Annotated in this window: 24 protein-coding genes; 11 read left to right on the top strand and 13 right to left on the bottom strand. The window is 71.1% G+C overall.

Annotated features, from left to right (window positions below; translation table 11 throughout):
* Positions 1–26 precede the first annotated feature (26 nt).
* The 3 genes from CK500_RS11920 to CK500_RS11910 all read left to right on the top strand — a co-directional run bounded on the left by CK500_RS11920 (position 27) and on the right by CK500_RS11910 (position 2,008).
* On the top strand, positions 27–437 hold the full coding sequence (locus tag CK500_RS11920; protein WP_095637443.1) for a DUF3054 domain-containing protein: 411 nt from the start codon (positions 27–29) through the stop codon (positions 435–437).
* A 230-nt stretch (positions 438–667) separates the two neighbouring features.
* Positions 668–934, top strand: coding sequence for a hypothetical protein (locus CK500_RS11915; RefSeq protein ID WP_095637442.1), 267 nt, complete (start codon positions 668–670; stop codon positions 932–934).
* 72 nt (positions 935–1,006) lie between these two features.
* Complete coding sequence (locus CK500_RS11910) at positions 1,007–2,008, top strand: ornithine cyclodeaminase family protein (protein ID WP_095637441.1); 1,002 nt, start codon at positions 1,007–1,009, stop codon at positions 2,006–2,008.
* Positions 2,009–2,376: 368 nt separating this feature from the next.
* Here the strand turns inward: CK500_RS11910 and CK500_RS11905 are convergent, their stop codons facing one another.
* The gene (locus CK500_RS11905; protein ID WP_095637440.1) at positions 2,377–3,444 is read right to left on the bottom strand and encodes an mRNA surveillance protein pelota; all 1,068 of its coding nucleotides are present in this window, start codon (positions 3,442–3,444) and stop codon (positions 2,377–2,379) included.
* Positions 3,445–3,469: 25 nt separating this feature from the next.
* The gene (locus CK500_RS11900) at positions 3,470–4,597 is read right to left on the bottom strand and encodes a DUF4013 domain-containing protein (protein ID WP_095637439.1); all 1,128 of its coding nucleotides are present in this window, start codon (positions 4,595–4,597) and stop codon (positions 3,470–3,472) included.
* A 325-nt stretch (positions 4,598–4,922) separates the two neighbouring features.
* On the opposite strand from CK500_RS11900, the gene CK500_RS11895 reads away from it, so the two are divergent.
* The 3 genes from CK500_RS11895 to CK500_RS11885 all read left to right on the top strand — a co-directional run bounded on the left by CK500_RS11895 (position 4,923) and on the right by CK500_RS11885 (position 6,780).
* A complete protein-coding gene (locus CK500_RS11895; RefSeq protein ID WP_095637438.1) occupies positions 4,923–5,366 on the top strand; it encodes a hypothetical protein in 444 nt (147 codons plus the stop codon).
* Positions 5,363–6,298 (top strand): alpha/beta hydrolase, encoded by a 936-nt coding sequence (locus CK500_RS11890; protein ID WP_095637437.1) that lies wholly within the window; start codon positions 5,363–5,365, stop codon positions 6,296–6,298. Before CK500_RS11895 ends, CK500_RS11890 begins: the two co-directional genes overlap by 4 nt.
* A 170-nt stretch (positions 6,299–6,468) precedes the next feature.
* Positions 6,469–6,780, top strand: a complete 312-nt coding sequence (locus tag CK500_RS11885) for an MTH1187 family thiamine-binding protein (RefSeq protein ID WP_095637436.1) — start codon at positions 6,469–6,471, stop codon at positions 6,778–6,780.
* 43 nt (positions 6,781–6,823) lie between these two features.
* Here the strand turns inward: CK500_RS11885 and CK500_RS11880 are convergent, their stop codons facing one another.
* The 5 genes from CK500_RS11880 to CK500_RS11860 form a co-directional block, all read right to left on the bottom strand.
* On the bottom strand, positions 6,824–7,516 hold the full coding sequence (locus CK500_RS11880) for a hypothetical protein (RefSeq protein WP_095637664.1): 693 nt from the start codon (positions 7,514–7,516) through the stop codon (positions 6,824–6,826).
* 56 nt (positions 7,517–7,572) lie between these two features.
* The gene (locus CK500_RS11875; protein WP_095637435.1) at positions 7,573–9,081 is read right to left on the bottom strand and encodes an RtcB family protein; all 1,509 of its coding nucleotides are present in this window, start codon (positions 9,079–9,081) and stop codon (positions 7,573–7,575) included.
* A gap of 75 nt (positions 9,082–9,156) precedes the next feature.
* On the bottom strand, positions 9,157–9,759 hold the full coding sequence (locus CK500_RS11870) for a hypothetical protein (RefSeq protein WP_095637434.1): 603 nt from the start codon (positions 9,757–9,759) through the stop codon (positions 9,157–9,159).
* Positions 9,760–9,828: 69 nt separating this feature from the next.
* On the bottom strand, positions 9,829–10,263 hold the full coding sequence (locus CK500_RS11865) for an archease (RefSeq protein WP_095637433.1): 435 nt from the start codon (positions 10,261–10,263) through the stop codon (positions 9,829–9,831).
* Positions 10,260–11,081 (bottom strand): DUF502 domain-containing protein, encoded by an 822-nt coding sequence (locus CK500_RS11860; RefSeq protein ID WP_095637432.1) that lies wholly within the window; start codon positions 11,079–11,081, stop codon positions 10,260–10,262. Before CK500_RS11860 ends, CK500_RS11865 begins: the two co-directional genes overlap by 4 nt.
* A 133-nt stretch (positions 11,082–11,214) precedes the next feature.
* Here CK500_RS11860 and CK500_RS11855 point away from each other — a divergent pair, with 133 nt between their 5' ends.
* Together CK500_RS11855 and hmgA are read left to right on the top strand one after the other, a co-directional pair.
* Positions 11,215–11,688 (top strand): GNAT family N-acetyltransferase, encoded by a 474-nt coding sequence (locus CK500_RS11855; protein ID WP_095637431.1) that lies wholly within the window; start codon positions 11,215–11,217, stop codon positions 11,686–11,688.
* Positions 11,689–11,773: 85 nt separating this feature from the next.
* Positions 11,774–12,997 (top strand): hydroxymethylglutaryl-CoA reductase (NADPH), encoded by a 1,224-nt coding sequence (gene hmgA, locus CK500_RS11850; RefSeq protein WP_095637430.1) that lies wholly within the window; start codon positions 11,774–11,776, stop codon positions 12,995–12,997.
* 48 nt (positions 12,998–13,045) lie between these two features.
* On the opposite strand, the gene CK500_RS11845 is transcribed toward hmgA, so the two are convergent.
* The 3 genes from CK500_RS11845 to CK500_RS11835 form a co-directional block, all read right to left on the bottom strand.
* The gene (locus tag CK500_RS11845; RefSeq protein ID WP_095637429.1) at positions 13,046–13,369 is read right to left on the bottom strand and encodes a DUF2250 domain-containing protein; all 324 of its coding nucleotides are present in this window, start codon (positions 13,367–13,369) and stop codon (positions 13,046–13,048) included.
* Positions 13,370–13,477: 108 nt separating this feature from the next.
* On the bottom strand, positions 13,478–14,902 hold the full coding sequence (cofH, locus tag CK500_RS11840; protein ID WP_095637428.1) for a 7,8-didemethyl-8-hydroxy-5-deazariboflavin synthase subunit CofH: 1,425 nt from the start codon (positions 14,900–14,902) through the stop codon (positions 13,478–13,480).
* Between the two features lie 383 nt (positions 14,903–15,285).
* Positions 15,286–16,242: an HFX_2341 family transcriptional regulator gene (locus CK500_RS11835; RefSeq protein ID WP_095637427.1), complete on the bottom strand. Its 957-nt coding sequence runs from the start codon at positions 16,240–16,242 to the stop codon at positions 15,286–15,288.
* A 188-nt stretch (positions 16,243–16,430) separates the two neighbouring features.
* On the opposite strand from CK500_RS11835, the gene CK500_RS11830 reads away from it, so the two are divergent.
* Positions 16,431–17,738: an acetamidase/formamidase family protein gene (locus CK500_RS11830; RefSeq protein WP_095637426.1), complete on the top strand. Its 1,308-nt coding sequence runs from the start codon at positions 16,431–16,433 to the stop codon at positions 17,736–17,738.
* A gap of 447 nt (positions 17,739–18,185) precedes the next feature.
* Here the strand turns inward: CK500_RS11830 and CK500_RS11825 are convergent, their stop codons facing one another.
* Positions 18,186–19,187 carry a M48 family metallopeptidase gene (locus tag CK500_RS11825; RefSeq protein WP_095637425.1) on the bottom strand — a complete coding sequence of 334 codons (1,002 nt, stop codon included), beginning with the start codon at positions 19,185–19,187 and terminating at the stop codon, positions 18,186–18,188.
* A gap of 76 nt (positions 19,188–19,263) precedes the next feature.
* On the opposite strand from CK500_RS11825, the gene CK500_RS11820 reads away from it, so the two are divergent.
* Positions 19,264–20,343 (top strand): aminopeptidase, encoded by a 1,080-nt coding sequence (locus CK500_RS11820; protein WP_095637424.1) that lies wholly within the window; start codon positions 19,264–19,266, stop codon positions 20,341–20,343.
* A 194-nt stretch (positions 20,344–20,537) separates the two neighbouring features.
* Here CK500_RS11820 and CK500_RS11815 read toward each other — a convergent pair whose 3' ends face one another.
* On the bottom strand, positions 20,538–20,933 hold the full coding sequence (locus tag CK500_RS11815) for a hypothetical protein (protein ID WP_095637423.1): 396 nt from the start codon (positions 20,931–20,933) through the stop codon (positions 20,538–20,540).
* 111 nt (positions 20,934–21,044) lie between these two features.
* Between CK500_RS11815 and CK500_RS11810 the strand changes: the two genes are divergently transcribed.
* Positions 21,045–21,329 (top strand): amphi-Trp domain-containing protein, encoded by a 285-nt coding sequence (locus CK500_RS11810; RefSeq protein ID WP_095637422.1) that lies wholly within the window; start codon positions 21,045–21,047, stop codon positions 21,327–21,329.
* A 58-nt stretch (positions 21,330–21,387) separates the two neighbouring features.
* Here the strand turns inward: CK500_RS11810 and CK500_RS11805 are convergent, their stop codons facing one another.
* Entirely contained in the window at positions 21,388–21,948 is a 561-nt protein-coding gene (locus CK500_RS11805) for a response regulator (protein ID WP_095637421.1), read from the bottom strand.
* Positions 21,949–22,220: the final 272 nt, after the last annotated feature.

Raw genomic sequence — 22,220 nt, 5'->3', positions numbered from 1 at the left:
AGTAGGGGCGGCTCCGACGGGTCGGTATGCCCGACTCGTCGTTCCTCGAAACGCGCCTCGACCGCGACGCCGTCCCCCTCGCGGTCGGCGACCTGATCGCGCTGATCGTCCTGTTGACGATCGGTGCGCTCAACCACAGCACCGTCGAATTCCTGTCCGCGAACCCCCTGTACCTGCTCGAAGTGTACGCCCCCTTCCTGATCGGGTGGGTCCTCGTCGCGCCGTTGGTCGGCGCGTACTCGGCCGGCGCCGTGGAGACCGCGAAGTCGTCGGTCCCGCTGGTGATCCGGTCGTGGATCCCGGCCGCGATCGTCGGGCTCGCGCTCCGGGAGTTCGTCTTCCGCGGGAGCGCCGCGCTCACGTTCGCCGCGGTCATGCTCGTCCTCGGCGCGGTCGCGCTCGGCGGCTGGCGCGCGCTGTACTTCAAGCTCCGGTAGGCGGTCGCGATCGCGGCTTCGAACTCGCTTCTCCGCCTCGTTCTCTCACTTCCAACCCGTTCTCTCACTTCCAACCCGTTCTCTCACCCCCCCTCCGCGGTCCCGCGAGCGGTCCGGCTCGCCGAATACGTTGCCATAACTTATGCGATCGTTTTGAGTGATCACTCGAGGTGTCACGGCGAACCCCGAGAAAGATTTAATAGCGATTTTGCAGTAGTATTAACCGGATCATGACTGGGTACTACGACTACGTTCTCGGGCTCATTCCGGCAGCGTTGATCGGTGTGACCGCCGCGTTGAACCTGGTCGGGCTGTCGTTGACGGCGGCGCTTCCCGGGGGCGCGCTCGTCGCGGGGGCCGTCATGGCCCACGCGATATTCGTCAAGGCCCCAGTCACGGACGAGGCGCGCGTCCGGAACGACCGCGCGGCGGGCGGCTCGCCCGGCCGGTCGGGCGCTCCGCGGCGCGGTCGATCGCGGACCGACGGCGCCGACTGACGGGATTTCCTCGACGAACCGGCCGTTCCGGTTCCCTGTACGGTTTAGTCGCTCGCGCCCGACCGGACCGATATGACCGACGCCCTGTTCCTGACGAGCGCCGAGGTCGACGATCTCGCCGAGCCCGCCGACTACGTCGCGGTCGTGCGCGACGCCTACCGCCAGATCGGCGAGGGCGCGCCCGCGGAGCCGCGGACGAAGCTGTTCAACCGCGAGCCGCCGGGCATGCTCACCACCTACGCCGCGGTGCTGCCCGAGACCGGCGCGATGGGCGGGTACGCCTACTCCGCCGGCTTCGGCGCCGAGGACGCGTGGTTCATGACGCCGCTTTTCGACGCCCAGTCCGGCGAGCCGCTAGCGCTGCTCGACGGCGCCTCGATGAACCCGTTCAAGACGGGCGCCGCGGGGGCGGTGGCGGTCGACGCGCTCGCCCGCGACGACGCGACCGAAATCGCCGTGATCGGGAGCGGCGCGCAGGCGCGCGGCCAGCTCGCGACGACCGCGACCGTCCGCGACTTCGAGGCGGTCCGCGTCTTCTCCCCGACCGCGGAGAACCGCGAGGGGTTCGCCGAGGCGTTCGACGACCGGCTCGACGCCGACGTGTCGGCGGCCGGGAGCGCGAGCGCGGCCCTCGACGGCGCCGACGTGGTGATCACCGCGACCACCGCGAGCGACCCGGTCATCGCAGACGCCGACGTGGAGCCCGGTACCCACGTCACCGCGATGGGGCAGTACCACCCGGAGAAGAACGAGCTGCCGCCCGAGCTGGTCGCGCGCGCGACCTACGTCCCCGACATCCGCGAGCGGGCGGCGCAGGACGCGGGCTCGTTCCTCGCGGCGGTCGAGGCGGGACTGGTCGACGGGGAATCCGGAATCGCCGCCGACCTCGGCGAGGTCGTCGCCGGGGACCATCCCGGCCGGACGAGCGACGACGAGGTGACCGTCTTCGACTCCGGGGGGACCGGGATCGAGACGGTCGCGGCCGCGCACATGCTCTACGAGCGGGCGAGCGAGAGAGGGCGGGGGCAGACGATCGACTTCGCGCCCGCAAGCGAGGCGCTTACTGGTGAATAAACGATTGAGGTAATTCGACGGCCAACACCTCCAACGCCCTCGTCACACGCTTATAAGTGGTTGCTAGCGCGGTCGTCACCTCCAAAGCCCCAGCTGCGAGGCGGGCGCACGCTCGCTGCGCTCCTCGCTCAGTCGTTGTCGCTCCTTCGCTGCGGTGCTTACGTCGCCTGCGCCCGCCTCGCAGCTGCCCCTTTGAATCCCACCCCGCACCGCCCCGCGCCTCACACCTCCCCAGCCTCGTCGACCACTCTCCGCTTCGCTCCGAGTGGCCGACTCCCTCGCGCGGGCGGTTCGCGGCCCTGTGGGCCGCTCACCGGCACACGCCACCGCACCGTTTGTTTATAAACAGACGCTGCGTCGGTCGTCTCCTACTGCAGCCGGTACCGCAGGATCGCGGCGATCCCGCCGAGGTTCGAGAGCTGCTGGCCGGGGTCGAATTCCGAGGAGAAGACGACCACGTCGCCGCCCTGCTGTTCGACCGACTCGATCACCTCGTTGACGTCGATCCCCCAGTCGCCCTCGTTCTGCCGCTCCTGCCGGAGTCGCTCGTCGACCACGAGGAGCGTCTCGATCGCGCCGAACTCGGCGGCCTCGGCCACGTCTTCGGGCCCGTACGTCGCCTTCGCGCCCTGCGCGATCTCCGCGGTGAGGTCGTCGATGAGCGTCGCCTCCTTGGAGATCCGGGTCTCCTTCTGGACCTCGTCGACCGCGCCGCGCTTGAGCACCTCGTGGACCCCGCGGTCGCCCGCGGCCGAGGTGTCGACGGTGGTGATCCGGTCGGCCAGGTCGCGGTGTTCCGCCTCGATGTAGTCGAGCGCGTCCTGCTTCGTGAACCCCGGCCCGGCCACGATCACGGCGTCGGCGTCGAGGTGCGCGAGCGCCTCGCCAAGCTCGGCGAACAGCTCCTCGCGCGGCCGGGAGTAGTCGCCCTTGCCGGTCGGCTTCGTGAAGGAGGCGTACTCCTCGGTGCCGTACTGCTGGACGGTGTGGACGTACGCGGCCCCCTCCTCGACGGTCGCGATGGCCACGTCGGGGTTCTCGGCGGCCTCGGTGGCCTCCTCCAACCGCTCCGTCTGGTCCGGCTTGAAGCGCTTCTCGACCGTGATCTCGTCGTGTTCCTCGACGTTGAGCGTGTGGTGGGCGTTGAGCTGGTCCTCGCGCGAGCAGCCGACGATCACGCCCGACACGCGGAGCCGGTTGGCGAACCGGGCGAACTCCACGTCGTCGACCTCCAGCGTGACGAACAGGTGCTCGCGCTGGCCGCCGGTGTCCCGCATCTGGTCGTCGTTCCGCTGGATCCGACGGGTGGTGTCGCCCTCCACGAGGTCGCCCGGCTCGAGGACGTGCGCGAGGTGCCAGAGGTCGTCGACGTTCTCGGGGACGAGCGTGAGCCGCTCGCGGCCCTCCTCGCCGTAGCCCCGATCGGTGATGCGCATACCCGACCGTCGCCCCGGCCGCGTATCAACTCTTGTCTTCTGGGTCGGCGAGGCCGACGCTCCACTCGAACTCGTCGCTTGCGGCGGCGCGAGTGTCGTCGGCAGCGTCAGCGTCGGGATCCCCGGTCCCGCCGGCCTCGTCGCGCCCGATCGAGTCCCCGTCCGGCGCGTACCAGTCGAAGCCGCCGTCGGGTCCGAGAGTCCCGCCGGAGCCGTCGGGCACGGAGCCGCCGCCGATCGCTCTGCCGACCTCTGTCCCGACGCCCGGGACCGTCCGTCCCGTCTGCACCGCCGGCGGGACCTCGGGCGTCGGGGGACGCGCGAGGTCGGTCGACCGCCCGGCTGCTTCCGACGCGGTCGGATCGGCCGATTCGTCGGTGTCGCCCGCGTCGACCACCGTCAGCGTCGCCGCCGCGCCCCGCCCGTACAGCCCGTACGCGGCGACGCGAACGGCGAAGACGAGCGCGGCGCCGACCACGAGCGGGACGAACGGGCCGGCCAGCGCGTAGCCGGCGCCGAGCGTCCCGGCCGCGACGAGCCACGCGGCGGCGTAGGAACCGGACCCGACGACGCGGGCGACCCGGTTCGGTCGGAGCCCGTCACGGAGCCGTCCGGAGGCGGCGAACGCCGCGAGCGCCGCGGGCCTGACGTACGCGAACGCGAGGAGGTACGCCGCGGCGACCGCCCCGACGAGCCCGGCCGCCGAACCGGCGACGGCCGGCACGCCTCCCTCGCCGAGAGCGGTCCGGACGGCGTCGGCGGCGGGAGCCGAATCGACGAGGCCGCTTCCGAGGGCGCCGCCCGCGAGGACCGGGAGCGCGAGCCCCAGCGCGAGCGGCGCGAGGAGGACGGCGCTCACGAGCGCGGACTTGAGGCCGTCGCGGTACAGGTCGTTCCACGCGACGACGGCGGGCGCTCCGTCCGCGTTCCCGGTCGCGATGCCGTCGGCGAGGACGCGGACGAAGTAGCCGCGGACGACGAACGCCGGCGCGAGCGCGAGCGGCGCGAGCAGGAGGAGCGGGGGAAAAACGAGGGATCCGACGACCCAGACCGGGGTGAGGACCCATGTCAGCAGGGTCAAGAGCCCGCCGACGACGAGGACGCCGGCCGCGTCGGTCGAGCGCGTCAGCGCGATCGCCGTCCCCCCGAGCATACCCGATCCTGTCACGCGACACTGATAAAGGGTGTCGGGAACCGGCGACTCGCCCCCCGTTCGGGGATCGATTTCAATCCAACCGATCACCGATCGGAACCGTCCCGAGAGTTTATATAATTTCGCGGAGTACTCCGGGATGGCCGCGCGGGACAATCGTGTGCCTCTGACAAATCCGATCCCGGCCGTCTATCGCGACGGCCTCCCCCCGTCCGCGGCTTTTGAGGCGATCCGTTTCTCGCGCGACCATCCGGTTTTCGCTCCCCGAGCGACCCCGCCGCCCGGACGCCGGTACCGATTTATCTCGCCCGGACGTGGGTCGCGTATGACCGGCGACGAGCGGACGACCGAGGTGGAGCCGGAGCTCCGCAGCTACGGGATCAGCGTCGAAGCCGTCGACGGCGGCGAGCCGCTGGAGATCACGTACATGACGGCGTTTCCCGGGCGCGAGGTGCACCACGGCGAGATCGGGCGCGCGCTCAACGCCCTCATCGAGCGAGCCGAGGCGGACGCGTGGGACCCCGTTCGGGTCGAGGCGACCGTGGTCCGCTCGCCGGGCGACGTGCTCGGGACGTGGCACGCGGAGGCGACCTGGTTCGAGGAGCTGATCGGCTACGAGATCAGCGAGACGGAGTTCTCGACGCGCGTGCTGGAGACGCTGACGCACGCGGACGAGCCCGCCGACACCGACGGATCCACTGGACACGCCGACGGGTCCGACGAGCGCGCCGCGGGGGGCGACCCCGCGGAGGCCGGGGACGAAGCGTGACCCGCAGGAATCCGGTGAACCGCGCGCAGCGACGCCTCGCCCGGCCGCCCCGCGAGCGGTTCGCCACCCGCGAGCTCGCGTTCGACGCCGACGGCGACACCTGCCGCGGCACCCTCTACCTGCCGGGCGGCGACGAGGACCCGCCGGTCGTCGTGATGGCGCCGGGGCTCGGCGCGGAGCGGAGCTTCGGCTACCCGGCGGTCGCGGAGCGGTTCGCCGACGCCGGCTACGCCGCGTTCCTCTTCGACTACCGCGGGTTCGGGGCGTCCGACGGCGACTCGCAGCTCGTCGATCCCGAGGGCCAGCGCGCGGACTACGCGGCCGCGATCGACCGCGTCCGACGTGTCGACGCGGTCGGCCGCGGGCTGGTGCTGTGGGGTGCGTCGCTGTCGGCCGCGCACGTCCTCACGCTCGCGGCGGAGCGGCGCGACCCGGACGCCGTGATCGGCGCGGTCCCGATGCTCGACGGGCGGGCGATCGCCCGGCGACGCAGCGGGCGGTACCTCGCGCGCTCCGGGGTCGAGGGCGTCCGCGACCAGTTCGGTCACCGGTTCGGTCGCGGTCGCACGGTCCCGATCGTCGGGAGCACCGAGGAGCTGGCCGCGATCACGGAGCCGGGGACGAAGCGGAAGTACCTCGACCTGGTCGACCGCGAGTCGACGTGGCGCAACGAGACGCCGGCGCGGTCGCTGCTGCGGGTCGCGAACTACCGACCCGTCGAGCGGCTCGACGAGATCCGAGCGCCGACGCTCCTTCTCGCCGGCACCGACGACGCCATCGTCGACAGCGAGGCGGTCGTCGACGCGGGCGAGGCGCTCTCTCGCGGGACCGTCGTCACGATGCCCGCGGACCACTTCTCCCCGTTCGGCGACGACTTCGAGGGCGCGATCGGTCACCAGCTCTCGTTCCTCAAAGACGCCCTCGACCGGTAGCGGACACCGGGAGAGTGGACGCCCTCGACCGGTAGCGGACACCGGGAGAGTGGACGCCCTCGACCGGTAGCAGACACCGGGAGAGTGGACGCCCTCGACTGAGGCCGCCGTCGGTGCCCTCGCGGCGTCGGCGCTCCGTTTTTAAGTGTCCGCGGCGCGGACGGCCAGGTATGACAGCGATCGCACTCCTGAGCGTCGCGCCGGTGATCGAGGGGAGCATGGCTGGCGAGGTCGCGAAGGCCGTCGCCGCGCTCGACGAGTTCGACGTGAGCTACGAGACGAACCCGATGGGGACCGTGATCGAGGCCGACGACGCCCAGACGCTGTTCGCGGCGGCCGCGGCCGCCCACGACGCCGTCGACGGCGACCGCGTCTCCACCGTCCTGAAGATCGACGACAAGCGGACCGAGGAGACGACCGCCGACCGGAAGGTCGAGGCCGTCGAGGAACATCTCGGTCGGGAGGCGAAGCGGGAGCGCTGACGAAGCGAGAGCGGCGGCGTCGACTCCCGGACGGCGTCAGTTCTCAGACGGCGTCGATCCCGACCGATCCGCCCGCCGTCGCATCTCCCGCGGGGTTCTCAACAGTCAGATCGACGGTCGTCGTGCGCACGACGGTCGCCTCGTCGCCGCCGCCGGCGACCTGCGCGCGGAACACCACGTCGAGCGTCGTCGTTTCCGTCTCGCCGCCGGACAGCTCGGCCGCGGAGAGCGCCTCGCTCGTCACCGCGTCGCCCCGGGCGGTCGCGTCGGCGCGCGCGAACCGCGCGGTGAGGCCGCCGTCGACCGCATCGAAGTCGGGCGGGGCGTCGTCGGTGGGAGAGCCGCCGACGTCCCCGACTGCCGCGACGTCGCCGGGGGTCGCCTCGGGGTCGGCCGCCGTGAGCGTCTCGCGGTACACCTCGTCGACGCCGGCGTCGCTTCCCACGGCGAGCGAGAGCGTCACGCGCTCGACGCCCTCGGAGAAGTCGGCCCACGACACCTCGACGGCGGGCGAGAGGTAGACGGACTCGACCCGGCCGTCGTTGCTCGTGACCGTCGGCGCGTCGCCCGCCTCGAAGGCCGCAGGGTCGCCGTCGACCGCGGCCGCCGGCCGACCGGAGGCGGCGATGGCACCGAGGCCGGTGAGGCCGCCGCCGGCGACGGCGGCGACCCCGCCGAGGACCGATCGTCTGGTTGGCTCCCGTCGCGCGTCGCCGTCCCGCGAGTGGCTCGACATCTCGACGCGGAGTGCCCGCGGCATCCGATATAAGCCGCCGGCCGACGGCGCCTCGTTCACCCCTTGATGTTGCAGACGGGGAACGTCCGCGCGACCTTGTCGCCGATTCCCAGCTCGTCGCTGACGCGGATCACCTCGTCGATGTCCTTGTAGACGCCGGGCGCCTCCTCGGCGATGGTAGCGCCGGACTCCGCTTTCACGTAGATCTGCTGGCCGTCCTCGAGGTCGTCCTGCACGTCGCCGCCCCAGAACTCCTGTTTCGCCTGCGTCCGGCTCATCAGGCGGCCGGCGCCGTGCGCCGTGGAGCCGAACGACACCGACATCGACTCGTCGCCGCCCCGGAGCACGTACGAGCCGGCGCCCATGCTGCCCGGGATGATCACGGGCTGGCCGACGCCGCGGTACGCTTCGGGCACGTCCTCGTGGCCCGCGGGGAACGCCCGCGTCGCGCCCTTGCGGTGGACGTACAGCTCGCGGTCCGCGCGGTCGACCGCCTCGTCGCCGACCGCGGGGCGCCCGTCGGCGTCGACGCCGACCTCGTGAGTCTCCTTCTTGGCGATGTTGTGCGCCACGTCGTACAGGAGCTCCATCCCGAGGTCCTCGATCGGGTCGGCGTCGAACACCTCGCCGAAGGTCTCGCGGGCCTGGTGGGTGATCAGCTGGCGGTTCACCCACGCGAAGTTGATGCAGGCGCCCATCGCGCCGTAGTACTCCTCGGCCAGCTCCGAGCCGGCGGGCGCCGCCGCGAGCTCCTTGTCGGGGAGGTCCGCGAGCAGGTCGCCGTGCTCCTTCTCGATCCGCCGGAGGTAGTCGTTGCAGGTCTGGTGGCCGAGCCCGCGGCTCCCGCAGTGGATGAGGACGACGATGCCGTCCTCGCGGAGCCCGTACTCCTCGGCGACCGCCTCGCGGAACACGTCCGTGACGCGCTGGACCTCGAGGAAGTGGTTCCCCGAGCCGAGCGACCCCATCTGGTTGCGCCCGCGGTCCATCGCCTTCTGGGAGACGTACTCGGGCCGGGCGTCGGGGCGCCGCCCCTCGTCCTCGCAGCGCGCGAGGTCGCTCTCGATCCCGTACCCCTCCTCGACGGCCCACTCGACGCCGCGCTCTAAGGCGCCCTCGATCGCGTCGGCGTCGCCGCCGATGACGCCGCCCCCGCCGAGCCCGGAGGGGATCGCCTCGAAGAGCGCGTCGACGAGCTCCTCCTCGCGGCCGCGCACGTCGTCGTAGGTGAGGTTCGTCCGGACCATCCGGACGCCGCAGTTGATGTCGTAGCCGACCGCTCCGGGCGAGATACAGCCGGTTCGGGCGTCGATCGCGCCCACCCCGCCGACCGGGAACCCGTACCCCTGGTGGCCGTCGGGCATACAGAGGGCGGGCTCGACCATCCCGGGCAGGTGCGTGGCGTTTTTCAGCTGTCGGAGCGAGTCGTCCTCACCGATCTCCGCCAGCAGGCTCTCGCTGGCGAGCACCCGCGCGGGGACGTTCATGTCGCCCTCGCGGGGGATCTCCCAGACGTGCTCGCGCACCTTCTCCAGCCGGATCCCGTCGAACTCGCGCGTGGTCATACCCGGCGTTCGGTACGGGGGGAGAAGGGCGTTGCGTCAGCGGGCGCGAACGCGAACGGGCCGCATCCGCGACCGCTAGTCGACCGGGTCGATCGGGAGCCACCCGATCTCGCCCTCGACGAGCGTGAACGCGGCGAACACGCGTCCGAGCACGAGCCCGTACAGCAGGTGCGCGACCGCGATGACCGCGCCGAACTCGAAGCTCGCCGTGAGCCCGGGCACGGGTAGCGTCGGCACCGGCAGCGCGGTGGCGCCCTCGAGCGCGAGCGCCGTCGGCAACAGCAGCCCGCCGGTGATCACGCCGAGCAGCGCCGAGTGGACGACGCCGAGCGAGAGGCACCCCCCGACGTCCGCGCGCAGGTCGTCGAAGAACCCGCGGTCGAAGACGGCGACGAACAACCCCCCGAACGCCGCGCTGTTGAACAGGTGGACCGCCCAGCCGGCGGCGACCGTCTCCGCGCCGATCAGGGCGCCGATCGTCGGCATGAGGTCCAAGGCGCCGTGTAACACTATCCCCATGACCGCGCCGGCGACGACCCCGCCCGCGACGCCCGCGCGCCAGCGCCGACCGACCCCCTCGGCGGCCCCCTCAGCCGCCGCGTCCGGTCGGCGTTCCGCCGCCTCCTCCGTCCCCGATTCGGCGTCCGAATCCGCGACGCGCTCACCTGGTTGTGGCATACGCTAACAAGGATCTCTGCAAGGATAACGGTTTTCACGCGGATCGCGGTTTTCCGGCGCCTGAGTACGTCACACGTCGAAAACGACGTACGCGTACCACTCCTCGTCCCGCCGTTCGAGACGCATCTCGGAGTACGTGACCGCCTTGATCTCGCGGGCGGCGACGGCGTCGAGCGGGACGCCGCGGGCCGTCGCCTCGACGGTCCACGTCGCTTCTGCTCTTCCCGATCCGGACTCGTCGGGGGCGACGATCGCGCACTCGTGGTCTGCGGGCAACACGAGCCGTACGTCGCGTTCGTAGATCAGCTGATCGAGGAAGTCGAACAGCAGCGCCTCGCGGCTCTCGGCGCTCACGGCGAGTTCGAATCGGTCTCCGGCGTCGGGAACCGTCTCGCAGCTCGCGGCGGTGAGCCCGTCGGCGACGGCCTCGAACAGCCCTCCGAGTGTCGGCGCGGTCGCCTCGACCGCCACGTCGGCCGTGTGCTCGCGGAGGGCGTAGCTCATCGGTCGTCACCCCGGTCGTCGGGCGCGATCCGCTCGCTGCCTCGCCCGTCCCCGTCGTCGTCCGGACGCTTCGCCGCGTCCGACATCGAGGAGTGATGCGAGCCGATCCGTTTGCCGTGGCCCCTGTCGCGGACCTGTTCCGGCGACACGCCGTCGGCCTCCGCCGCGGCGCGTTCGAGGGCGACGCCGCTCGTCACCAGCGCCCGGATCCCCTCCTCGACGGTCAGATCGACCTCGACGATCCGGCGCTCGGGGACGAACAGGACGTGCCCGCCCATCACCGGGTTCGGGGCCATCGGCATGAACAGCGTCCGCATCTTTCCGCTCTCGGCCGGGGCGGCGATCGTCTCCGGCGTGTCGCTCGTGACGAACGCGAGCGTGTAGCTCCCCTCGGTCGGAAACTCGACGAGGACAACCTCGCGGAAGTTCCCGCCGTCCGACTCCAGCATGGCGTCGCTCATCTGTCGGAACCCCTCGTACACGGATCCGACGCCCGGGATCTGCTCTATCGCGTAGTCCGCGTAGTCGACCGCGCGCTGACCGTACCGCGTCGACTCGACGACGATCCCGATGAGGAGGATCGACCCGACGAACACGACCGGCGTGGCGACCTCGATGGCGATCTCGCGGCCGACCGGGAGCGTTCCCGGCGGCAACACCGGCACGATCGCCGACGAGAACGCGTCCAAGTAGTCGTAGATCGCGTTGAACACCACCCCGAGCACCGCGAGGGTGATGACGGAGGGGACGATGACGGCGACGCCGGTCAGAAGCGCTCGTCTGAGGCGTCCGCGGTCCGGTGGCGACTCGCCGGCCATTACCGGAGCCACGACCGAGCCCACCAAAACGCTTCCGTCGTCGGGCGCGGCCGGGGTGCCGTCGAAACGCCTCGACCGCAACCCTCCCCGCTGGCGGTGGAGTTATATTGCGTTGGCGTGTTAGTCTCCTGCAGTGAGCGTCAACGTGGAAAAGCGGACGGAACCGCCCGGCGAGGCCGACCACGCCACGGAGGCGTGGGAGCTCAAAGAGCGGATCCGATCCGAGGAGGGCGTCCTCCGACAGCGACGGGGGTTCTTCGTCGACGCCTACCGCCGCTCCACGACGCATCTGCTCGTCGAGAACGACGAGATCGTCGCGTTCGCCTCCGTGCGACGCGACGGCTACGTCCTCTTTCTGGCCGTCCACCCCGAACACCGGGGACGCGGCCACGCCGAGCGCCTCATCGCCGACGTGGCCGCGGAGCACCGGTCGGTGACCTGCCACGCCCGCACGACCAACACCGGGGCGCTCGGCTTCTACGAGCACCTCGGCTTCGAGGTCGTCCGCCGGATCGACGACTACTACGAGGACGGCGGCGACGCCTACTACCTCAAGCTCGGCGGCGAGTCGCTCCGCGAGCGGCTCTCGGGGTTCGTCGGGCGGTAGGTCGGCGGCGGACGGTCCTGCCCCGCGCCCCTCCAGCGCCGCCGGAACCGATAGCCATTAGCACGCGCCGCGAGGAGACGCGGGCATGGCCGACGCCACTCCCGCGTCGCTCGCGGCGCGCGTCCGCGACGGCGAGATCCGCTTCCACGAGCTCGAAGAGCACGCCGACGCCGACACCGCCGCGGCGGCCCGCCGTCGCCTCGTCGCCGAGACCGCCGACGCCGACGTCGACGCCCTCGGCGAGTACGCCTTCGACGCGGCCGACGCCCACGGGTCGAACATCGAGAACATGGTCGGCGCCGTGCAGGTGCCGATGGGCGTCGCCGGGCCCGTCGCGGTCGACGGCGGCGCGCTCTCGGGCGAGCGGTACCTCCCGATGGCGACCACCGAGGGCGCCCTCGTCGCCTCCATCAACCGCGGCTGCTCGGTCGTCAACGACGCCGGCGGGGCGACCGCGCGGGTGACGAAGAGCGGGATGACCCGCGCGCCCGTCTTCCGCGTCGCCGACGTGGCCGAGGCGGAGGCGCTCGTCTCGTGGGTCCGCGACAACGAGGAGACGCTGCGGGAGGCCGCCGAGTCGACGACGAGCCACGGCGAACTCCTCGAGGTGACGCCGTACGTCGTCGGCAACAACGTCTACCTCCGGTTCCGCTACGACACGAAGGACGCGATGGGGATGAACATGGTCACCATCGCGACCCGCGAGGCCTGCGACGCCATCGAGGACGCGACCGACGCCTCGCTCGTCGCGCTCTCCGGAAACCTCTGTTCGGACAAGAAGCCGGCCGCGATCAACGCGGTCGAGGGGCGCGGGCGCTCCGTGAGCGCCGACGTGGAGATCCCCCGCGAGGTCGTCGAAGAACGGCTTCACACGACGCCGGAGGCGATCGCCGAGATCAACACCCGGAAGAACCTCGTCGGCTCCGCGAAGGCGGGCGGGCTCGGCTTCAACGCCCACGTCGCCAACGCGGTCGCCGCGATGTTCCTCGCAACCGGGCAGGACGAGGCGCAGGTCGTCGAGGGGGCGAACGCGATCACGACCGCGGAGGCGACGCCCGACGGAGACCTGTACTGCTCCGTGTCGCTCGCGAGCCTCGAAGTCGGCACCGTCGGCGGCGGGACGAAGCTCCCGACGCAGGCCGCCGGGCTGGACATCCTCGGCGTCCGCGGCGGCGGCGACCCCGCCGGGAGCAACGGCGACGCGCTCGCGGAGGCGATCGCGGTGGGCGCGCTTGCGGGCGAGCTGTCGCTTCTGGCGGCGCTCGGCTCCAGACACCTCTCCTCGGCGCACGCGGATCTGGGCCGGTAGGACCCGAAAAGCCGATCGACCCCCGTCAGTCGGACCAGGCGGCGCGCGTCAGTCGGACCAGGCGGCGCAGTCCTCGCGGAGCGCGTCGCGCCCGGCGTCGGTGACCCGGAACACCTCTTCGTCCGTCACTCGCTCGACGAGCCCCGCCGCGGCGAGCGCCTCCAGCCGCGACTCGACGTGGTCGACGTACAGCCCCGTGTTGCTCGCGACGAACGCCGGGTAGTCGGTCCCGACGTCGTCGAGGTACGCCAGCACCCGCTCGTCGGTGCGGGTGAGCGACACTCTCGGGCGGTCCGGATCTCCGTCGCCGTCGCCCTCCTCGGGCGGCGGGCCCCTCTCCGAGCCGGCGGTCGGTGCGTCTGACGCGGGCATCCTGCGTGTGTTAACGCATACCAATATTAAGAGTATTACGGCGCTTCTCGCTCGTTGGGAGCGGTCGCCCTCGGAGGACGCCTCGGCGGGCTCGCCCGCTCGGTCGGCTCAGTCGTCGGCGCTCGCCGACTCGCCGTCGGGGTCCGCGCCGGACGACGAGTCCGGGAGCATCGGCGTGCCGTCGGCGCGGGGGCCGAGCCGGGGGCCGTGGGGGCCGTCGTCGGGGTCGATCCGGCGCCGGGTCCGGTAGTCGGTCGAGCGCTCGACCGGGGTGCGACCGATCGCCGCGATCATGTCGACGTAGTCGTCGAACGATCGGAACTCGCCGTAGTCGCCGCCGGCGCGCTTGGTGATCTCCTCCGAGAGGATGGTGCCCATGAAGTCGTCGGCGCCGCAGTTGAGCAGCTTCAGGCCGTGCGCGTCGCCCGACTTCACCCACGAGGCCTGCACGTGATCGACGTTGTCCAAGAAGAGGCGCGCGACCGCCACCACGAGCTCGTCCTCGTCGCGCGAGGGCCCGGAGTCGACGACGCCGTGGCGGTAGAGGGGCGTGTTCTGGTGGATGAACGAAAGGGGAACGAACTCCGTGATTCCGCCGGTGCGGTCCTGCAGGTCGCGGATCACGCCGAGGTGCTCCGCCCGGTGGGCGACCGTCTCGACGTGGCCGTACATCATCGTGGAGGTGGTGTCGAGGCCGGCTGCCATCGCGCCCTCCATCGCCGCGACCCAGTCGTCGGTGCGGATCTTCCCGGGGCAGATCACGTCGCGGACCTCGTCGACGAGGATCTCCGCGGCGGTGCCGGGCGCGGAGTCGAGGCCGGCCGCGGCGAGCTCGCGGTAGACGGTCTCGTAGTCCCAGTCGGTGCCGCGGGCGGCGTGGTACGCCTCCTCGGGCGTCATCGAGTGGACGTGGATCCCGCCGACCGACATCGCCTCGATCTGGTCGACGTAGGTGCCCGGGTCCGTGGCGTACGCCGACGGCGGCTTGTAGTTCACTTCGCTCTCCGGATCGTCGTAGGACCGAAGGATCTCGTGATGCTCCTCGTTCAGCGCCAAGGCCGGGTGGAGCCCCGAGACGGAACACACCTCGTAGACGCCCATGTCGAGGGCGTCCTCGACGATCTCGCGGGACTCGGCGGGCGTCTTCGTGAACCCCGCGTGGTCGGCGTCGCTGTCGGCCTCGAAGGCGTGCGCGGAGTCCTTGAAGTTACAGAACAGACAGCCCGTGTTGCAGGCGGTCGTGACGTTGTTGTTGAGGTTGGCGACGAAGGTCACCTCGTCGCCGACCTCCTCGCGGCGTCGCCGGTCGGCGAGCTCGAGAACCGCCTCCTTGCGGACCGGGTCGATCCCCTCGGTGTCCGTGCCGGTGGCGAGCAGTTCGGTCGCGTCGTCGACTGAGAGGCGGTCGCCGTCGCGGGCCTTCGCCAGCGCGTTCTCGAACGACTGGTCGGTCGACGGCTCGGCGAAGCCGAAGTCGTCGTCGAGGTCGGTGGCGTCGCGGTCTGTCGCGTCGGGATCCCGCGCCGGAGTCATCGGGTACGTCTCTCCATCCCACGGATAAAAACGGGACGGTCGTGGCACTGATAGAACAGCCGCGGCGGCGCGTGCCTTCGAGGCCGCCCCGCGGCCGAGGAGCACGCGCGAGGGAGTCAGTCGCCGGAGCGAAGCGACGGCGACTGACGAGGCTGGGGAGGCGTGAGGCTGCGGTCTGCGGTCGGGTGGGACTCAAAGGGGCAGCCGCGAGGACGACGCACGGCGATGCAAGCACTGGAAGGAGCGAGCAACGCGAGCGACTGAAGCGCGCAGCGAGCCGCGCGAGTCCTCGCGCCTGGGGCTTTGGAGGCCTTCGCCGTCGATCCGCCGCCAGCAACCGCTTATAAAAAAAAACCGACGGAGGCCCCCAGATCCAACACGTCCTACGCCAAGTCCCGGTCCTCGTCGGCGTGCGCTCGGACCCACAGCTGGCCGATCCGCGAGAGGGTGGTCCGGTAGGACTTCCCGCGCTCCTCGCGTTCGATGTACCCCTTGCCGCCGGGGCCGAGGCGGTCGACGTTGTAGATCACCTTCGAGCGGAACGAGTCGGTGTACTCCTCGTTGAGGTCGTCGGCGAGCGTCTCGGCCAGCTCGGAGACGGACTCGAACTCGCCGTGCTCGCCGAGGGTGAACAAGACGAGCTCCTCGAACGGCTTGACGTTCTGGAAGGAGGCGACCGGGAGCTCGATCACGTGGCTGTCGCCGATGCGCTTCGCGCCGATGGTGGTGCCGCGCTCGTCGAACTCCGCGAGGAGGTCGGTGGTGCTCGCGAGCCGGTCGGCGACGCGGTCGGGGTCGACGCCCGCGTCCGCGAGCGCCTCCGGGTCGAGGTCGGCGGCGTCGAGGTCGCCCAGGAGGTCGCGGGTCGCGCGCAGCTCCTCGGCGAGCTCGGTCTCTAAGTACTTCTCCGGGGCGGTGTAGTAGGTGTGGATGCGGTCGCGGTCGTCCTGCCGCTCGACCATGATCGAGTGGGCCGCGGTCGCGAACGCGAAGGAGACGGGGCGGGGCATCGAACAGAGGTTCACCCAGACCTCGCGCTCGTCGCCCTCGTCGACGCCTTCCTCTCTGTCCAGCTCCGCGTTGATGAGGTCGTAGGCGCGCTCGAAGGCGGCGTCGTAGTCGTACACGTCCGTCAGCTTCTCGCGGACCGTCTCCGCGCCGAGCAGGTTCCGGAAGTCCTGTTCGAGCTTCCGGGCGATGTTGCGCGAGTACTCGACGTTGGCCTCGCTGCCGACCGTGCCTTCGAGGAGGATCACGCGGTCGACGTCGAACTGGTCCCGGATGAGGGGGGCGATCATCCGGTCGTAGTCGAACCCGACGGGCACGACGTGCGTCTGCATACCCGATCGACTGTGTTCGCGGTATAAAAACCAGCAGACTCCCCGAGGCGGTCCGCGATCCCGAGGCCGGCTCACCTCGCTTCGCAATCTCCGGCCCATTGCCACCCGGCTTGCCACCTCCCCGATCTCCCCGACTCGCGTGCCGCGAACACCACGATTATGCTGTGCCATACCGTACCAAAATGTGTATGTCACAGCAAGAGGTACACGACGAGCTCTACGTCGACCAGTACACGCTCGGGCTGGTCGGGCCCGATCAGGAGTGGGCGGGCACGGTCGCGGACGGCGGCACCGTCGAGACGTACACGCCGCCGGGCTGTTGGGGGCCGATGGTCACGCCCTCGTTCCGCGGCGGCCACGAGGTGACGCGCCCGATCCGCGTCGAGGGCGCGGAGGTCGGCGACGCGATCGCGATCCACATCCGCGACGTGACCGTGACGAGCATGGCGACGAGCACGGGGTCGATGGCGGAGCGCGAGGGCGCGTTCGGCGACGACCCCTTCGTGGACCACCGCTGTCCCGAGTGCGGGACGACGTGGCCCGACTCCGTCGTCGAGGGCACCGGCGAGGACGCGATCCGGTGTGCGGAGTGCGGCGCCAACGCCTCCTCGTTCGGCTTCGAGTACGGCTACACCGTCGCGTTCGACCACGAGAACGCGGTCGGGATCACCCTCGACAAGGAGGGCGCCCACGAGCTCGCGCTCGACGCCGACGAGGTGATGGACATCCCGGAGAACGCCCGGCAGCACCCGATCCTGCTGTACGAGCCGGACGGGATGCCCGGCACGCTCGGCCGCCTCCGGCCCTTCATCGGGAACATCGGGACGACGCCGCCGGTGACGATGCCCGACTCGCACAACGCGGGCGACTTCGGCCAGAGCCTCATCGGCGCCGACCACGACTACGGCGTCGAGACGGAGGCCGACCTGGAGAAGCGCACCGACGGCCACATGGACATCCCGGAGGTCCGCGCGGGCGCCACCCTGATCTGTCCCGTCGCCGTCGACGGCGGCGGGGTGTACGTCGGCGACCTCCACGCGAACCAGGGCGACGGCGAGCTCTCGCTCCACACCACCGACGTGAGCGGCACCGTCACCATGGACGTGGAGGTGATCGAGGGGCTCGACCTCGACGGCCCGATCCTGCTCCCGAACGAGGAGGACCTCCCCTTTATCAGCCAGCCCTACTCGGACGCCGAGCGCGAGGCCGGCCGCGACCTCGGCGCGGAGCACGGCGTCGACGTCGAAGACGAGATGGCCCCGATCCAGGTCGTCGGCTCCGGCGCCACCGTCAACGACGCCACGCAGAACGCCTTCGACCGCGCCGGGACCCTGCTGGACATGAGCGAGGGCGAGATCCGTGCCCGCTGCACCTTCACCGGCGGGGTCCAGATCGGCCGGCTCCCGGGCGTGGTGCAGTTGGACATGCTCGTGCCGCTGGACCTGCTCGACGACCGCGGACTCGGCGACGCGGCACGGAAGCAGTACGGGCTGTAAGGGACCTCGTACCGGGCCTCCAGTTTTGAAGTCGATCCAGATGGGAGCGCCACCGAAGCCCTAGCCGCTCGGCGATACGTCGTTGACTGCGGATCGGCGGTGAACACCACCGAAGCCCCAGCCGCTCGGCGATACGTCGATGACTCCGGATCGGCGGTGAACATCACCGAAGCCCCAGCCGCGAGGCGGGCGCACGCTCGCTGCGGTCCTCGCTCGGTCGCTGTCGCTCCCTCGCTGTGGTCCTTACGTCGCCTGCGCCCGCCTCACGACTGCCCCTTCGAGTCCCACCCGACCGCGCAGCACCCGCACCTCACGCCTCCCCAGCCTCGTCGGCCGGCGCTTATAAGCGCCGGCCGACTCCCTCGCGCGTGCTGCTCGGCCGCAGGGCGGCCTCGCAGGCACGCGCCACCGCACGACATTCAGATCGATGGGTCGACCCCCTCGCTCTCACCGGGGCGACCGCCCGCGTCCGGTGGTTCGCCCTGACGGCCCAGCGGGGATCCGTCGCGTCGGCCCCTGCGATTCGGCCCGGCGCCGCAGGCGCTCGACGCGCTCGTCGGTCGACGGGTGCGTCGACAGCCAGCGCTCGGCCGGGTCCTCGGTCCGCCCGTGCGTGGAGCGGGGCGCGAACGGCCACGTCGGATCGGTCGCGCGCTCGATCCGCCGGAGGGCCCGCGCCAGCGCGATCGGGTCGCCGGTCACCTCGGCGGCGCGGTCGTCGGCCGCGAACTCCTGCCTGCGCGAGCGGGAGCGCGTGAGGAGCGTCGCGAGCACGAACCCGGCGAACAGCGCCTCCGACAGCGCGCGGTGGAGCCGCGCGAAGGGGCCCGACCGGTCGCCCGGTCGACCGCGGATCCACGCCGAGGCGGTCGCGAGTCCGGACAGCGCCAGCAGCGCCGGCAGCGCGATCACCGTGGCGATCCCCACGACGGTCCGCCCGACCCCGTCGGCCATCGCGACCGCGAACCCGTCGTTGCCCTCCAGGTGCGCCAGCTCGTGGGCGACGATCGCCTCCAGCTCGCGGGCCGTGAGGAGCCGGAACAGCGATCGGTCGACCACCATCCCCCCGGCCTTTCCGCCGCCGGACCGCCCCGAGCCGCCGACCGCGAACGCGTTCGGCGTCCGGGCGTCGGTGACGTACAGCGTCGGCCGGTCGACCTCCATCCGCGCCGCGAGCGCGTCGACCCGGCGGTGGAGGTCGGGCGCGCGCTCCCTGGGCACGCGGTCCCCCTCGAGGCTCGCGAGGACCTGTGCGGTCCCGATCCGGTAGCTGAGGGACGCCGAGCCGACCGCGACGGCGGCGAGCAGCGCGAGGAGGACCGGGAGGTCGGGGCGGACGGCCCAGAGGAACCGCAGCGCGTCGGCGACGAACAGCGCCGCGGTCAGGTAGGCCGCGAGCAGCGCGACGCCGACGAGGGCCGCGGCCGCGCGGAACGCGAGCCGGGACATGGGCGCGAGTAGGGCTGCCGACGGCAAACGCGTTGCGAAGGAAAAGCCGTAATTCCCCGGCCGCGAAACGCCGTGTATGGACGCACGCGTTCGCGAACACGCCGAGATCATCGCCGACCACTCGACCGATATGCAGTCGGGCGACGACGTGGTCATCCAGCTGCCGAAGGAGGCCGAGGACCTCGCGGTCGCCCTCCACGAGGTGTGCGGGGACCGCGGCGCCAACCCCGTCTACCTCAACTACTCGAAGCGCGCCCAGCGCGCCTTCAAGCGCTCCGCCGACGACTTTTCCGAGCCGAGCCACCGGCGCGCCCTCTACGAGGAAGCCGACGTGTTCATCATCGCCCGCGGCGGCGCGAACGCCACCGAGGACGCGGACATCGATCCGGAGACCAACGCCGCCTACAACCGCGCGATGGAGGAGGTCAAGCGGACGCGGCTCTCGAAGACGTGGTGTCTCACGCAGTACCCGACCGCGAGCCACGCCCAGCTCGCCGGGATGAGCACCGAGGCGTACGAGAACTTCGTCTGGGACGCGGTCTCGCTCGACTGGGACGAACAGCGCGAGTTCCAGGCCGAGATGGTCGAGATCCTCGATGACGCCGACGAGGTCACGATTAAGTCCGGCGACGAGACCGACCTCACGCTCGACGTGTCCGGGAACTCCACGCTCAACGACTACGGCGAGGCGAACCTCCCCGGCGGCGAGGTGTTCACCGCGCCCGCCCGCGACGGCGTCGACGGCGAGGTCCACTTCGATCTCCCGCTGTACCGCTACGGCCGCGAGATCGACGGGGTCCGCCTGCGCTTCGAGGACGGCGAGGTCGTCTCGCACTCGGCCGAGCGCAACGAGGACCTGCTCTCCGGCATCCTCGACACCGACGCGGGCTCCCGCCGGCTCGGCGAGCTCGGCATCGGGATGAACCGCCAGATCGACCGGTTCACCTACAACATGCTGTTCGACGAGAAGATGGGCGACACGGTCCACATGGCGGTCGGCTCCGCGTACCCGGAGACGGTGGGCGAGGGCAACGAGGTCAACGAGTCCGCGGAGCACGTCGACATGATCGTCGACATGAGCGAGGACTCCGTCATCGAGGTCGACGGCGAGGTCGTCCAGCGGAACGGGACGTTCGTGTTCGAGGACGGGTTCTGAGGGCGGTCGTCGTTCGGGCCGACCGGTCGTTGTTCGGGTCGTTCAGTCGTCCTCGGACGCGCGGTTTTTTGGTGCAGATTTTTGCCGGCCGAGCGGAGCGAGGCCGGGAAAAAGGTGCAACTGGGACGTTCGTGTTCGAGGACGGGTTCTGAGGGCGGTCGTCGTTCGGGCCGACCGGTCGTTGTTCGGGTCGTTCAGTCGCGCTCGGACGCGTCGCGCCTCGCGCTCCGGCGGGCGAACGCGGCGTACGCGCCGACGAGCACCGCGAACAGCCCGACGGTCCCCGCGGCGGCGACGCCCGGGAGATCGGCCAGCGGCGCGATCTCGCCGTCGGGGGCGGCCGCGAAGTCGACGACGCCGGCCCCGACCGAGAGGGCGAGGACGGCGAGCCACATCGTGCCGACGGCGTAGCCCAGCTCGACGAGGCGATCGGTCCGCGCGGCGTGCGCGGCGACCGCACCGCCGCCGAGGACCGGGACCGCGGCGAGCGGGCTCGTGGGGTCGGCGAGCAGCACGGATCCGCCGACCGCGATCGCCGTCCAGTACACGACGACGGCGAACGCGGTCCGGAGCCAGTCGGGGACAGGCACGGTTTCGCCTTCGGCGGGACCCTACAAAACGGTCGGGGGCGGTGTCGGTCGGGGGCGGTGCCGATCGAGACCCGCGTCGTGTTTATGTCGCGACGGCGCCTACTCCCACGCATGCCCGAGGAAGTCCTCTTCGAGTCGGAGAGCCGTCGGACCCGCGCCGAGATCGCCGCGTACCTCCGGACCGTCGCGGACTCGCTGGAGTCCGGCAACGCGATCACGCTGAAGCAGGGTCAGGAGTCGCTGACGATGGACCCGCCGGCGCGACCGGCGTTCGAGGTGAAAGCCGAGCGCGAGGGACCGGCCGACGGGCCGGGCGAGCTCAGCGTCGAGTTCGAGCTGGAGTGGGACGAGGAGAGCGAGGGGGGCGACGAGAGCGGCGAGCTGGAGATCGAGTAGAAAACCGGAATCAGGGTGTTTCCGGGGCGGGGACTACGGGACGTTGCCGGAACAGCGACTACGGGACGTTGCCGGGGACCTCGACGAACGCGTCGCGGGCGGAGAGGTGATCGAGGGTGTCGTCGACGCGGTCTCGGACCGCCTCCATCTGGTCGAGAAGGTCCTCGTACTCGTCGGTTCCCGTCTCGCCGGCGGCCTCCAGCGCGGCCTTCTTCGACGCCAGCGCGAAGAACTCCTGGCTGTGCTCGTCGAACTCCGCGCGGTGGAGCAGCACCTCCACGAGCGAGAGCAGGTCCTCCTTCGTGACGGGCTTCGTCTTGTAGTCGTCGAACGGCATCTCGACGATGTCCACGTCGGGCTCGACTGCGGTCAGCATCGCGATCCGCGCGTCGTACCCATCCCCGCGGATCGCCTCTAACACCTCGTGACCCGACATGTCGGGCATCCGCCGGTCCAAGAGGACCACGTCGACCGAGTCGTCCATCATCGAGAGGGCCTCCTCGCCGCCGGTGGCGATCCGCACCTCGTAGGCCGCGTCGAGGTACACGCGGTACAGCTCGGCGAGGTCGGGCTCGTCGTCCACCGCGAGGACCGTGGGTCTCGTCTCGCCGCCGCTCATGATCGGAGGACGGCGGTCTGCTGGTCGTCCGCCGAGGCCTCCGAGCCGGCGCGGTCGACCGCTGTTCGTGCGCTCATGACGCGAGCTACTCGAGTGACCGGTTAAAACGTTGACCCATAGATATCAGAAGCGATATTTTGGCGCTCAGCCGGCGAGCCGTTCGCGTTCGGCCGCCGAGATCGGTTCCGATCGCCCGGTGAGAACCGGGGTTCCGATAGGACCGGGAGACCGCCGTGACCCAAAGGCACATTTACGCGCGCTTCGTAACCGGG

It is taken from the genome of Halorubrum salipaludis, from assembly GCF_002286985.1.
GTDB lineage: Archaea > Halobacteriota > Halobacteria > Halobacteriales > Haloferacaceae > Halorubrum > Halorubrum salipaludis.
Note: the sequence above shows the minus strand (reverse complement) of the source record. Positions and strands in the feature narration are given on the sequence as shown.